Below are 12,927 nucleotides of genomic sequence, written 5' to 3' on the forward strand. Positions count from 1 at the left end.
TGGTGCATGGCTTACGACAACGTCATCTACGACAAGCAGGACCACATCGCGTTGGTCACGCTCAACCGGCCAGAACGGCTCAACGCGCTCAGCCGCCCGCTTCAGCTCGAAATTCTCGAAGTCTGTAAGGAGATTAGAGCCGACGACGACGCCTGGGCCGTCATTGTTACCGGCGCAGGGCGCGGCTTCTGCTCCGGTGCCGACATCAGTGGTCCACGCCCCGAAGGCGAGCCGCCGGCGCCCCCCCAGAACGCGCTCCTCGATGAGTTCCACTGGGTTGGGGACCAGGCGATGGCCGTCTACAACCTCGACAAGCCGACGATTGCGGCGATGAACGGCGTCTGTGCCGGGGCCGGTATGAGCCTGGCGCTTTCCTGCGACCTCCGGGTCGGCTCGGAGAATGCTCGCTTCCGCAGCGTCTTCCTGGAACGGAACCTGTCCCCGGACTCGGGCATGAGCTGGTTCCTCACCCGGATCCTCGGCTACAGCCGGGCGATCGACCTGATCCTCACGAGCCGCGATGTCGCAGCCGAAGAGGCCTACCGCCTCGGTCTTCTCGACCGGCTCGTCGCCCACGACCGGCTGATGGAGGAGTCCCTCGCGCTGGCGCACCAGATCACGCAGTGGCCCCCGGTCGCGGTGCGCGCCGCAAAGCGCGTCACGCAACAGAACCTGAACAAGGACCTCCCGGACGGGCTGCGAAATGAGGCCTATCACCTGGAATACGGCCGCAAGGCGAAGAACGACTCGCGCGAGGCATTCACCGCCCGGATCGAAAAGCGCAAGCCCGTCTACACCGGGACCTAGGGCGCTCGGCCGCACCCCGACCCTTCTGTTCCTTCTGGACGAGGGGAGTCCCGATCCGATTAGGAGTGGTGCATCGCATGGTGTTTTCGAAGTTGCTTGTGGCGAACCGGGGCGAAATCGCCGTCCGCGTGATTCGCACCGCGCGAGAGATGGGCATACCGACCGTTGCCGTGTACTCGGCGGATGACGCGCTCGCCCCGCATGTGCGCCTTGCCGATGAGGCCGTCGCATTGCCCGGTGAAGGCGCCCCACCGTACCTGGATATCGCCGGGATGGTTGCCGTGGCAAGGCAGACAGGATGCGATGCACTGCACCCGGGCTACGGCTTCCTGAGCGAGAACGCGGCCTTCGCCGAGGCCTGCCACGAGGCCGGGATCGTCTTCGTCGGCCCGCCGGTCGAATCGCTCCGGATGATGGGCGACAAAGTGCGGGCGCGGGCCGCGGCCGCTTCCGCCGGGTTGCCGATCCTGCGCGGCGAACCGGTGGCAGGCATCGAAGAGGCTGCTGCCTTCATGGCTGGCCTCGCGCCCGGCGCGACGATGCTCCTGAAGGCCGTCGCCGGCGGGGGTGGGCGTGGTCTCCGCGTCATCCAGGCGCCGGCCGAGATTGAAAAGGCGTTCCCGCGTGCCGAATCGGAAGCAAAGGCGTCGTTCGGCGATGGCAGGCTCTACGCCGAGCAGTTCGTTGCCCGGGCACGCCACATCGAAGTCCAGGTCCTCGGCGATGCCCATGGCGCGGTCATCCACTTCGGCGAGCGGGATTGCAGCCTTCAGCGGCGTCACCAGAAGATCCTGGAGATCGCACCGGCTCCCGCCTTCCCGCCTGGCCTGCGCGACCGCATCACCGCAGCAGCCGTGACCCTGGCGAAGTCCGTTGGCTACCAGAACGCCGGCACGGTCGAGTTCCTGGTGGATGCGAGCCGCCCGCTCCACGATGGCACGCCGTTCTTCTTCATCGAAGCGAACGCGCGGCTCCAGGTGGAACACACCGTCACCGAAGAGGTGATGGGCATCGACCTCGTCCGCGCCCAGATCGAGATAGCGAGCGGCCGCCCATTGGCAGAGATGGGATTCGCCCAGGGAGCCGCACCACGCGGCTTCGCCATCCAGGCCCGCGTGAACATGGAGACAATGCAGCCCGACGGCTCGGTGCGGCCTGCCGGTGGGATGCTCGCCGTCTTCGATCCCCCGGGCGGCCCTGGCGTCCGCCTCGATACGTTTGGCTACGCCGGGTTCCAGCCGAGCAACCGCTTTGACTCGCTGCTGGCGAAGGTCACAGGGTACGCGCCTTCGAATGACATAACCGTCGCCGCGAAGCGGGCCGCCCGGGCTCTCTCCGAGTTCCGCATCGAAGGGACGAAGACGAACGCCGCCTTCCTTCGCAGCTTGCTCGAACACCCGGACTTCCTTGCCGGTGACATCTACACCCGCTACATCGATGACCATGCCGCCGAGGTCCTGGCCGGCATAGCCGAGCAGGCTCCCTCAACCCCGCCCACCCACGACACGACGTCCGGGCTCGCCGGAGCAAGGATCGACACGAAAGACCCCCTCGCTGTGCTTTCGTACGGGCAATCCGAGGGGCGCGGGGTCACCAGGGCGGCAGTGACCGAGGAAACGCCGGCCGATGGTTCGCTCGTTGTCGCTTCGCCGCTCCAGGGCACCATCGTCAGCATCGCGGTTGCCGTGGGCGATACGGTCCGTGCGGGCCAGACCGTCTTGATCATGGAATCGATGAAGATGGAGCACGAGATCAAGGCGGAAGCGAGCGGGATCGTGCGGCGGGTGACGGTGGCGAAGGGTGACACCATCGTCGATGGCGTGACGCTGCTCGTGCTCGAGGAAACGCAGGTTGAAGGCGGCGACATCGTCCAGGAAGAAGTGGTGGACCTCGACTACATCCGCCCGGACCTCGCCCTCGTGCTCGACCGCCGGGCAATGACGCGCGACGAGAAACGTCCCGAAGCGGTCGCGCGCAGGCGGAAGACGGGCCAGCAGACCACACGGGAGAACCTCGAACAGCTAGTCGATCCGGGAACGTTCGTGGAGTACGGGCCGCTCGTGCTTGCCGCGCAGCGCGCCCGCCGTTCAGAAGAAGAGCTCATCGTGAAGAGCCCGGCCGACGGCATGGTCACGGGCGTGGGCAGCGTCAACGGGGACCTCTTCGATGATCCGGCGGCCCGCTGCGCCATCATGGCTTACGACTACACCGTATTCGCCGGCACGCAGGGCGCCCAGAACCATCGCAAGACCGACCGCCTCATCGATGTGGCCGAGCACGGGCGGATGCCGATGATCCTGTTCGCGGAAGGTGGCGGCGGCCGCCCCGGAGACACGGACCGTGTCGGAGAGAGCGGCCAGCGCACGTTTTCCCGCTTCGCCCAGCTCAGTGCGCTCGTGCCGATGGTCGGTATCACCTCCGGGCGTTGCTTCGCCGGCAACGCCTCATTGCTCGGTTGTTGCGATGTCATTATCGCCACGGAGGGTTCGAACATCGGCATGGGTGGCCCGGCGATGATCGAAGGCGGCGGCCTCGGCATCTACGCCCCGGAGGACATCGGACCAATGGATGTCCAGGTCCCCAGCGGCGTCGTGGACATCCTCGTCAGGGACGAGCAGGAGGCCGTGACGGCCGCGAAGAAGTACCTTTCCTACTTCCAGGGAAGGATCAGCACGTGGGTCGAGCCGGACCAGCGGCTGATGCGCCGCATCATCCCGGAGAACCGGCTTCGCGTGTACGACATTCGAAAGGTCATAGACACGCTCTCCGATGAAGGCTGGGTGATGGAGCTCCGGCCGAAGTTCGGGCTGGGGTGTATCACATCGCTGATCCGCGTCGAAGGTCGCACAGTCGGCATCATCGCAAACAATCCGGCCCACCTCGGCGGGGCGATCGACTCCGACGCTGCCGACAAGGCCTCGCGCTTCATGCAGGTTTGCGATGCGTTCGACATCCCGCTGCTCTACCTCTGCGACACGCCGGGGATCATGGTCGGACCCGAGATCGAGAAGACGGCGCTCGTGCGTCACTCGAGCAGGATGTTCCTGATCGGTGCGAACCTCTCTGTCCCGTTCTTCACGGTCATCCTGCGCAAGGCGTACGGCCTCGGCGCCATCGCCATGGCTGGCGGGTCCTACAAGGTCCCCGCCTTCGCCGTGTCATGGCCGACCGGCGAGTTCGGCGGCATGGGCCTGGAAGGCTCGGTGAAGCTTGGCTTCCGGGAGGTCCTCGCTGCCATCGAGGACCCGGAGGAACGTCGTCAGAAGTACGAGTCGATGGTTGCCCGGGCCTACGAGAATGGCAAAGCGCTCAACAACGCCAGCGGCTTCGGTATCGACGATGCCATCGACCCGGCAGAGACGCGATTCTGGCTGGCGAACCTGCTCGCCTCGATACGCCCTCCGGCCCCGCGCGAGGGGAAGAAGCGGAGCGCCATCGACGCCTGGTAGGGTCCGGGCAGGCCCTGGTGGAGGCCCTCAGGCGAGTTCGTCTGCCTGCTCGGGTCATTCCGGCCGGCTCCACCTCACCGCCGCTGGGTCACCTGTCGCCGCGCCCGGGGCGCGCCTCATCCCCTATACTCCGCCCCACTATGGATTTTCGATTTACACCTGAGCAGGAGAGCTTCCGCGGCGAGGTCCGTTCGTTCATCAAGACCGAGTGGCCGAAGGCCCGCGAAGGCGAGTCGTTCACCAGGAAGCTGGCCGCAAAGGGCTGGCTGACCATGTCCTGGCCCGTGGAGCACGGCGGCCAGGGCGCCGACCACATGCGCCAGCTCGTTTACAACGAAGAGATGGCTTACAACCGCGCTCCCGGCCAGACGATGGGCACGGACCGCGTCGGGCCCACGATCATCCTCTTCGGCACCGACGAGCAGAAGAAGGAGTTGCTTCCCAGGATCATCAAGGATGAGATCACCTGGTGCCAGGGTTTTAGCGAGCCTGGTTCCGGCTCCGACCTCGCCAGCCTCCAAACCCGCGCCATCCGTGACGGCGACCACTACATCGTGAACGGCCAGAAGATCTGGACCTCCAACGCCCAGCGCGCCGACTACATCATCCTCCTCGCGCGGACCGAGCCTGATGCTCCCAAGCACCGCGGGATCACCTACTTCCTCGTCGATATGAAGTCGCCCGGCATCACCGTGCGGCCTCTGATGCAGATGACCGGGCAGGCGGGCTTCAACGAAGTCTTTTTCGACGACGTCCGCGTCCCGGCGAGCGCTGTCGTCGGCGAGGTGAACCGCGGCTGGTATGTTTCGACAGCGACGCTCGACTTCGAACGCTCCGGCATCGGCCGGGTGATCGGTGGGCTCAGGACCTACGAGGAAGTGGTGGAACACGCTCGCCAGACGCCTGCACGGGAAGCTGGTGGGGCAACGCTCTGGGATGACCGCGCGACGCGCCTCGCACTCGCCGATATCGGCTTGAGCTTCCGCGTCGGGCGCCTTCTGAGTTACCGGGTTGCCTGGATGCAGAGCAAGGGGATGGTGCCGAACTACGAGGCGTCGATGGCGAAGACACTCGGGACCGAGCTCCACCAGAGGATGGCCCGAGTGGCGATGAACACCCTCGGCATGGCGGGCCAGGTGATGTCCGGGACCGGAGCCGCCATCGACGGTCTCGGCGGCAACACCTACCTCTCGACGGTTTCCCTGACGATCGCAGCGGGAACTTCGGAAATCAACCGCAACATCATCGCGCAGCGTGGTCTCGGCCTGCCGCGCGGTTAGGCGCAGATCCCGGTGCGCGGGAGAATACACATGAACGACTACTACCCCGGCACGAACTGGGAACACGATGACCGTGGCTGGGATCGTGCAGCCCTCGCCATCGTCCTCGAATCCGCCCGCGAGTTGAACAGCACCGATATCGCGGTCGTCCATCGGGGCAGGCTTGTGGCCGATGCTCGGTGGCAACCAGGCCCCGTTGCAGCGGCCGAGGTGGTGGAGTCGTTGCCGGATGGCCGCGTGCGGCAGGACATCGCCTCTGCACAAAAGTCCGTCTCTTCGGTGCTCGCGGCCATCGCCGTCGGCCGGGGACTCCTGGATATCAACTCACCCGTCAGCGCCCACCTGGGCAAGGGCTGGGCCGGGCCTAAGGCGCCGCCCTCGGAGGGGCGAATCACCGTCCGCCACCTCCTGACCATGACCTCCGGGCTCGCGGATGACATGTCGTTCGTCGCCGAACCGGGTACGCGCTGGGACTACAATCTCGGCCCGGCGTACCACACCGTGAAGCGGGTTCTCGCGGCTGCTGCCGGCAGTTCAATCGATGAGCTGACCGCAAGCTGGTTGACGGGTCCGTTGGGGATGGACGCGAGCGGATGGGTGCGCCGAACCTGGCGCGAGGGGACGCCGGAACTCCTCCGTCCTGCGTTCCAATACCCCGATGGTGAGCCAATCGAGGGCTTCGTAACGACCGCGCAAGACCTGGCGCGATTCGGGCTGGCCGTCCTGCGCGGCTGCATGTGGAACGGGACGGCCCTTGGCGCCGACCCGAATTATGCGGCTGCCATGGTTCGGCCCAGCCAGCCGTTCAACCCGGCCTACGGTTACCTCTGGTGGCTCAACGGTCAGGACCGCTATCTCGCCCCCAAGAACGAAACGGTCTTCGAGGGATCGTTCTTCCCCAACGCGCCCGGTGACACCTTCGGGGCGCTCGGGGCGATGGATCGGATGTGCGTGGTGATCCCCAGTCTCGATCTGGTGATCACTCGCTCCGGCGGCCTTGCCCAGGAACGCTCGGCAGCGGGGAGCGCATTTGTGCGCTCCCTCGTCGCTTCGGTGTGCGCCGCCCACCCGCTCCGCCGCCTCCCGTGACTTCGAACACGCCTGTAGAATCCCGGCACAGCACAGAACAAGGCCAACTCCACATGACCGTTGTCTCAACCACCTACGGACAGCTCGAAGGACTTCAGCGCGAAGGCCACCAGGCATTCCTGGGCATCCCGTTCGCAGCGCCACCCGTCGGCGAACGCCGGTTCAAAGCGCCGGAGCCGCCGGCCTCGTGGTCCGGTGTTCGCGAGGCGAAGGAGTACGGAAAGGCAGCGCGGCAGACGAGCCATCCGATCCCGGGCTTCGCCGCGAGCGGCCCGCAGGACGAGGACTGCCTCTATCTGAACGTCTATACGCCCGCGGCCGATGGCAACCGGCGGCCAGTCCTCTTCTGGATCCACGGCGGCGGTTACACCCACGGGACGGCGTCAGAAGCGCTCTACGACGGCGGGCCACTGGTCACTCGCGGCGACGTCGTTGTCGTCGGCATCAACTACCGTCTCGGCGTATTCGGCTTCCTCCATCTCGATGACCACCTTCCCGGCGAGGGGCTCCGGGCGAACTGCGGCCAGCTCGATATGATCGCCGCGCTCGAATGGACCAGGGAGAACATCGCTTTGTTCGGCGGTGATCCTGGGAACGTCACGATCTTCGGCGAATCGGCCGGTGCGGCGGCTGTGGGGACCCTGCTCGCCATGACCGGGGCAAAAGGGCTATTCCACAAAGCCGTCCTCCAGAGCGGCACCGGCCGGGGGATCGACCGCGAGCGCGGCAGGCAGATCGCACAGATGGTGCTGGACGATCTCGGCATTTCTGACGACCCGGCCGCCGTCCGCACCGTCCCCGCCGACAGCCTGCTCGAAGCCCAGGGGAATGTTGCCGCGAAGGCGGGCCGCGCCGGAGGACCGCTCTATGGCCCGGTGATCGACGGCTTTTCACTCTCCAAGAGGCCGCTCGACGCGATCCGCGACGGAGACGCCGCCGGCATTCCGGTGATGCTCGGGACCAACCGCGACGAGACAAAACTCTTCGCGGCCACCATGCGGCGCGAAGAGATCGACGATGTTGCCCTCGCAAAGGCCATCGCTGGAACCTTGCCGGGCGTCCCTGCTGCAGCAGTCGATGCGCTCATCACGACCTACAAGAAATCTCGCGCTGAAAAGGGCCTGCCAGGGACGAACCTCGACATCATGGATGCCATCCAGTCAGACAACATGATGCGGGTGAACGCCATCCGGCTCGCCCTCGCCCAGCAGACCCGCCAGCCGAACACCTACGTCTACCTCTTCACCTATGCTTCGCCGGCGCGGGGCGGATCGCTCGGCTCGTGCCACGCTCTGGAGATGCCGTTCGTCTTTGGGACCACGAAGGCTCCGACGCAAGATCGCTTCGCGGGTTCGGGGCCGGATGTCGAACGGCTGGCGGAGAACATGATGGACGCGTGGCTGAGTTTCGCCCGCACGGGAAACCCGGCCCACGAGCGTATCGGCGCGTGGCCGGCGTATAACGCAGCTGACCGGCCAACGATGATCTTCGACAGGAAATCCGGCCTCGAAAACGACCCGTTCGGCGAAGAACGCCGGGCGATTGAGGCACTTATCCCGTGAGTGAGAACCTCCAGCCAAACGGCGTCCTCAAAGGCGTCAAGGTGCTCGACTTCAGCGAGTACATCGCCGGGCCCCTCGCTGGCGAGATGCTTGCCGACCTGGGGGCGGATGTGATCAAGGTCGAGCCTCCTCATGGCGACTTCTGGCGACATACTGCCCCCGTCGCCCCGTTCGAGAGCCGGGGCTTCATGGGCGTGAACAAGGGCAAGCGCAGCATTTCGCTCGACCTGAAGAATCCGGGATCGAAAGAGGTCCTTCGCCGTGCCGTGCTCTCGTCCGATGTCCTGCTGGCGAACTACCGGCCGGGCGTGGCCGCTCGCCTGGGCATGGACTACGCCACCCTCTCGGCCCTCAACCCGCGCCTGATCTACTGCGAGAACACGGCCTTCGGTTCGAAGGGGCCGTATGCCGACCGACCCGGCTTCGACCTCGTCTCCCAGGCGATGACCGGGATCATGTCGTTCGAAGGTGCGGGCGGCCTTCCCCACCCGATCATCACCACTTCGCCGACCGACCTCTCCGCCGGCATGTTCATGGCCTATTCCGTCGCGGCAGCGCTTTACCATCGGGAACTGACCGGCAAGGGCCAGTACATCGAGACGAGCCTCTTTGGGGCAGGGATATTCGTGCAGTACCGCCCGATGTTCGCGATCGAAAAGTTCGATCGGGCGAACCGGGAGGAGATGCTGCGCGACATCCGCGAGGCCCGGGCGCAGGGAAACCGCGCCGACGAAGCCACAGCCGAGCGCCGCTCCCGTGGCGACCAACTGCGGCGGGGGAACCCGTACTACAGGATCTTCGAGACCGCCGACGGCTACATCGCGCTCGCCTGCTTGAACAACCGGCTGAGGCGCGCCGCCGCCGGCGTGCTCGGGGTCGAAGACCCGCGGTTGGCCGGCGACCAGTTTAACGTGGAGCAACTCGGCCCAGACGAGACACTGGTGATCGGCGAGCTGATCGCCGCGATCTTCTCCAGCAGGCCAACTGATGAGTGGGTCGACCTGTTCGACGCGGCCGGTGTGCCAAGTGGAGCCGTGAAAATGACGGCGGAACTCTTCGATGACCCGCACGTCGAAGCCGAAGGGTTCCTCGTCGACCTCGAGCACCCAACGCTTGGCACCGTGAAACAGGCGAACACCCCGGTGCGCATGAGCGGAGGAGAAACCGGCACGCGCCGCTCGTCGCCGGCGCTCGGCCAGCACACGGAGGAGTTCCTTGGAGAGTTGGGATTCACGGGCGACGAAATCGAGGCGCTTGAGACCGGCGGCGTCGTGCGGAGTTGGAAACGCGGCGCTTAGTCTTCGCCAGGACTAAGCGTTGGCTGGTCCCGTCCACCATGAACGACGCGGACGATGTCGATGTAGTCGGCCCGAACGCGGTAGAGGATTGACCACGTCCGAACGTTGAGTCGGCGGACTCCTGAGCCTTTCAGTTCCGCGATCTCCGGGTGACGCAACGGCATCTCGCGAAGAGAGTGGGCTCGCTCTATCAGTTCCACGACGAGATTGTCGGCGGAGACCTCCGACGATTCCCGGACGAAGTTCCAGATGTCTCTCAGGTCCTGCAGCGACTCGTCGCTAAAGAGGACATGCATCTAACCGGATGTGACTTCCCGCGCTGACCACTCCTGGCGTGCATCGCTGATGACGCGCGCCGCGAGGTCGGGAGTCCACGGGGTCCCCCCTCGGGCATCGAGCGACGCGATTCCGGCTTCAATCTTCTTCTGGATGCCGTTCCAGTACTCGCGCTCATCTTCAGCAAGCCGCCGTACTGCCACGTCGACAAACTCCTGGGCACTGGCGAATGAGCCACGCTCCACGCACTCCTGGATGTCTGAAGCCAGGTCATCGGGGATCCGCACTTGCATAGCCCGATCGTACCACACTGCTTTTGGCCCAGGCGGCCCGGGGCCTGCCCGTTTCCGCCAACCCGGTGCCAGGCAAGGAGACCGAACTCCAAGACGAGGCTAGAGTGCCAGGCCCGGCTTGACCACCAGTGCTGCGAGACCGCGGAGTTGGAAGTTCGGGACGTGTTCGGCGGCGACGACTTCGTACTCGCCGAACCGTTCAAGGAATCGGCCGAGGGCGATCTGCAGTTCGAGACGGGCAAGCGGAGCGCCAAGACAGAAGTGGATGCCGTACCCGAATGAGAGGTGGCGATTGTCGACCCGGTCGAAGTCCAGGGTATGCGGTTCGGCGAAGCGCGCGGGATCCCGGTTCGCTGCCCCGGTCATCACCTGGACCTGTTGGCCGGCCCGGATGGTGCGGGAGCCTACTTTCACATCCTGCCGTGCGAACCGGGCGACCAGGTGGGTGGGACTGTCGAAGCGGAGCAACTCTTCCACCGCCTGGGGCCGGAGTCCAGGGTTGCCGGCCAACTCGAGCCGCGCCACAGGGTGGCGGGCCAGGGCGACTATCGCGTTCCCCAGTGCCATCGCCGTCGGTCCGTTTCCGGCCAGCGAGATGTGGATGAGCATCGTGAGCATCTCTTCCGGCCGGATCGTCTCGTCGTCGCAGGCGCCGAGGAGGACTGAGAGGACGTCAGCAGGCGCCTCATCCGGAGATGCCTCGCGGCTTTCGGCCAGGGAGGCGAGGTAGTCGAACATCTCGGCCTGGGCCTGTCCCGCCGCTTCCACGACACCTGGAGTGGAGGCGCCTTCGGCCCGCGCCCGCATGAGGGCGAGCGACCAGGCCCGGAACTGTCCGAAGTCCGCGCGAGGGACGCCGATGTGTTGGAGGATGGTGCTCACCGCGAGGGGCTGCGCCATCTCCGACATCACTTCGAAGGGCCGGTCCATCGGGACTTCTTCGAGGATCGCATCGACCGAGGCTTCGATGTGGGCACGGGCAGCCTCGATCGCGCGGGGCGTGAAGCCGCGGTTCACCACGGCCCGCAACCGCGTGTGCTCCGGTGGGTCGGAGTTGCCCATGATGGTGGTGTGACCGAGCGGCGCTTCGTCCCGCTTCCGCGCCACCTCACCGCCGAACGCGCTGGGGACCGCTGTTGGGTCCGAGGAGAAGTTGTCGTCGTCCTGGAGGATGCGCAGGCAGTCGGCATAGCTCGTCACGATCCATGCGTCGATAGGGGCGTTCCAATGAACCGGCTCTTTGGCCCGGAGCGCTTCGAGGATGGGGTAGGGGTCTGCCAGGTAGGCCGGGCGGAACGGGTTGAAGTTGGCCACGGAGTACAGTGTACGTGTCGCTAACTTTTGGGGCGTAGTGAATAGTTCCGATAACAGAAAGGGCCGGGTCGCTCACCCGGCGCCTTCCGCGTGGACGGGGCCCGGCCGGCATCGAGGTGCGCCGGCCGTGGCGCAATCCGCCCACCCCCCTCGAAGTTCCCCTCGAATCAGAATACGAACGGGCGTGAATAAGGGATCTCCGGATCGTGAGATCAGGGGACTGGGCGATAGGGTTGAGGCGTGCAAGGTGAGCCCCGCCGGCAGCCTCCCGTGTCGGAATCGAACCAGCTGCTCCAACGGCTGAAGAAGCCGCAGTATGCCCTCCCTGCCGCCATTGTCGTCGGCATGCTCGCCCTCGCATTCGGCGTTCAGCCGCGGACGAGCGGCCAGGCGAGAGACGTCTCGGCCATCCCCATCGAACGGTCCAGCGCCACCGTGCCGCCGCTGCCTTCGGCGACCCCCACTGCGGCGGCGACCAAAGCTGCAGCAACGCCCGCAGGGACCGCCGGACAGTCAGCATCCACCACCGCAACCTCGGACGTTGCCGGCGCTCGGTCGACGCCTCAGGTCGCTCCTTCGTCGACTGTCGATCCCGCGCTTCAGCGCCAGCCCACGCAGTGCGGAGCGTTGAAGGAGTCGACTTCGGCCCTCGCCGTCGAGCAGGCGATTTCGGGCTTATCGATCAAGGCGACGAAAGTGGCGGTCTATCCGATCGATTACTTCCGTTGCATTCTGATGGCGACCGGCGGCCAGGAAGCCTACGGCCTCGCATCGTCGATCCTGAAAGCGGAAGACCAGGGCCAAACGCACATCGTGCTCATCGACCTCTGGCTGGCGAATGCTTCGAAGCAGTTCGGCCAGGTCAATCTCCGTCACGCGACCGTGGCCATGGCGGGTCAGTCGTTCGTTCCCCTCGCCACGCTGGGCGGCCGTGCGGAAGTCGTCGTGTCATCCGGACAGGGGCGCACGCTCAGCCTCGTCGTCGCCATCAAGAACAGCATCGGCGAGACGACGGGGCCGATAACGCTGGTCGTCGAAGGCCCGCTGCTCGGAGGGAACCAGGTGCCGGGCAAGTACCAGCTCTTCCTGCCGACTCCCTGAGGACGGCTTTCCTCAACCCGAGCGCTGCGCCATGCTTCGGGCATGGCTACCTACGACGAAATCCAGATTGGCGATTCTGCCACGTTTACGAAGACCATCAGCGAGAGCGATGTGTACCTGTTCGCCGGCATCACCGGGGACCTGAATCCTGCCCATATCGACGCCGTTTCGGCCGCGAATGGCATGTTCAAGCAGCGGGTCGCCCACGGCATGCTCACCGGCTCGTTCATCTCTACCGTGGTTGGCATGCAACTCCCGGGTCCGGGTTCCATCTACGCGGCCCAGGAGCTCTCGTTCCGCGCCCCGGTCTTCTTCGGCGACACGGTGACGGCGAAAGTCGAGTGCACCGAGAAGCTCGAACCGCGAAAGTGGCTGAAGTTCCGGACAACGGTGACGAACCAGGACGGCAAGCTCGTGATCGACGGCACCGCCACGGTGATCCCGCCTTCGGCCTGATT

Annotated in this window: 11 protein-coding genes; 8 read left to right on the forward strand and 3 right to left on the reverse strand. The window is 65.7% G+C overall.

Going from position 1 to position 12,927, the window contains the following annotated elements; translation table 11 throughout:
- Window positions 1-6: 6 nt before the first annotated feature.
- The 6 genes from IPG14_RS18035 to IPG14_RS18060 all read left to right on the forward strand — a co-directional run bounded on the left by IPG14_RS18035 (window position 7) and on the right by IPG14_RS18060 (window position 9,485).
- A complete protein-coding gene (locus tag IPG14_RS18035; protein ID WP_343392741.1) occupies window positions 7-807 on the forward strand; it encodes an enoyl-CoA hydratase/isomerase family protein in 801 nt (266 codons plus the stop codon).
- 77 nt (window positions 808-884) lie between these two features.
- A complete protein-coding gene (locus tag IPG14_RS18040) occupies window positions 885-4,256 on the forward strand; it encodes a carboxyl transferase domain-containing protein (RefSeq protein WP_343392742.1) in 3,372 nt (1,123 codons plus the stop codon).
- Window positions 4,257-4,396: 140 nt separating this feature from the next.
- Entirely contained in the window at window positions 4,397-5,536 is a 1,140-nt protein-coding gene (locus IPG14_RS18045) for an acyl-CoA dehydrogenase family protein (protein WP_343385578.1), read from the forward strand.
- 30 nt (window positions 5,537-5,566) lie between these two features.
- Window positions 5,567-6,625, forward strand: a complete 1,059-nt coding sequence (locus tag IPG14_RS18050; protein WP_343392743.1) for a serine hydrolase domain-containing protein — start codon at window positions 5,567-5,569, stop codon at window positions 6,623-6,625.
- A 53-nt stretch (window positions 6,626-6,678) separates the two neighbouring features.
- Entirely contained in the window at window positions 6,679-8,187 is a 1,509-nt protein-coding gene (locus tag IPG14_RS18055; protein ID WP_343392744.1) for a carboxylesterase family protein, read from the forward strand.
- Window positions 8,184-9,485, forward strand: a complete 1,302-nt coding sequence (locus tag IPG14_RS18060; RefSeq protein WP_343392745.1) for a CoA transferase — start codon at window positions 8,184-8,186, stop codon at window positions 9,483-9,485. The genes IPG14_RS18055 and IPG14_RS18060 overlap by 4 nt, the downstream gene beginning before the upstream one ends.
- On the opposite strand, the gene IPG14_RS18065 is transcribed toward IPG14_RS18060, so the two are convergent.
- The 3 genes from IPG14_RS18065 to IPG14_RS18075 form a co-directional block, all read right to left on the reverse strand.
- Complete coding sequence (locus tag IPG14_RS18065; protein WP_343392746.1) at window positions 9,482-9,781, reverse strand: type II toxin-antitoxin system RelE/ParE family toxin; 300 nt, start codon at window positions 9,779-9,781, stop codon at window positions 9,482-9,484. The two genes, IPG14_RS18060 and IPG14_RS18065, sit on opposite strands and share 4 nt — an antisense overlap.
- Complete coding sequence (locus tag IPG14_RS18070; protein WP_343392747.1) at window positions 9,782-10,054, reverse strand: hypothetical protein; 273 nt, start codon at window positions 10,052-10,054, stop codon at window positions 9,782-9,784.
- A 99-nt stretch (window positions 10,055-10,153) separates the two neighbouring features.
- Complete coding sequence (locus IPG14_RS18075) at window positions 10,154-11,368, reverse strand: cytochrome P450 (RefSeq protein WP_343392748.1); 1,215 nt, start codon at window positions 11,366-11,368, stop codon at window positions 10,154-10,156.
- A 240-nt stretch (window positions 11,369-11,608) separates the two neighbouring features.
- Between IPG14_RS18075 and IPG14_RS18080 the strand changes: the two genes are divergently transcribed.
- Both IPG14_RS18080 and IPG14_RS18085 read left to right on the forward strand, forming a co-directional pair.
- Window positions 11,609-12,469, forward strand: a complete 861-nt coding sequence (locus IPG14_RS18080) for a hypothetical protein (RefSeq protein WP_343392749.1) — start codon at window positions 11,609-11,611, stop codon at window positions 12,467-12,469.
- A gap of 42 nt (window positions 12,470-12,511) precedes the next feature.
- The gene (locus IPG14_RS18085; RefSeq protein WP_343385570.1) at window positions 12,512-12,925 is read left to right on the forward strand and encodes a MaoC family dehydratase; all 414 of its coding nucleotides are present in this window, start codon (window positions 12,512-12,514) and stop codon (window positions 12,923-12,925) included.
- Window positions 12,926-12,927 lie beyond the last annotated feature (2 nt).

Source organism: Candidatus Amarobacter glycogenicus, from assembly GCF_016704105.1.
Classification (GTDB): Bacteria; Chloroflexota; Dehalococcoidia; order Tepidiformales; family Tepidiformaceae; genus Amarobacter; species Amarobacter glycogenicus.

Excerpts from the sequence above, each read along its gene's own strand:
- IPG14_RS18045 (WP_343385578.1), top strand. The coding sequence starts at position 4,397 with ATGGATTTTCGATTTACACCTGAGCAGGAGAGCTTCCGCGGCGAGGTC.
- IPG14_RS18085 (WP_343385570.1), top strand. The coding sequence starts at position 12,512 with ATGGCTACCTACGACGAAATCCAGATTGGCGATTCTGCCACGTTTACG.
- IPG14_RS18040 (WP_343392742.1), top strand. The coding sequence starts at position 885 with ATGGTGTTTTCGAAGTTGCTTGTGGCGAACCGGGGCGAAATCGCCGTC.
- IPG14_RS18065 (WP_343392746.1), bottom strand. The coding sequence starts at position 9,781 with ATGCATGTCCTCTTTAGCGACGAGTCGCTGCAGGACCTGAGAGACATC.
- IPG14_RS18070 (WP_343392747.1), bottom strand. The coding sequence starts at position 10,054 with ATGCAAGTGCGGATCCCCGATGACCTGGCTTCAGACATCCAGGAGTGC.
- IPG14_RS18035 (WP_343392741.1), top strand. The coding sequence starts at position 7 with ATGGCTTACGACAACGTCATCTACGACAAGCAGGACCACATCGCGTTG.
- IPG14_RS18050 (WP_343392743.1), top strand. The coding sequence starts at position 5,567 with ATGAACGACTACTACCCCGGCACGAACTGGGAACACGATGACCGTGGC.
- IPG14_RS18055 (WP_343392744.1), top strand. The coding sequence starts at position 6,679 with ATGACCGTTGTCTCAACCACCTACGGACAGCTCGAAGGACTTCAGCGC.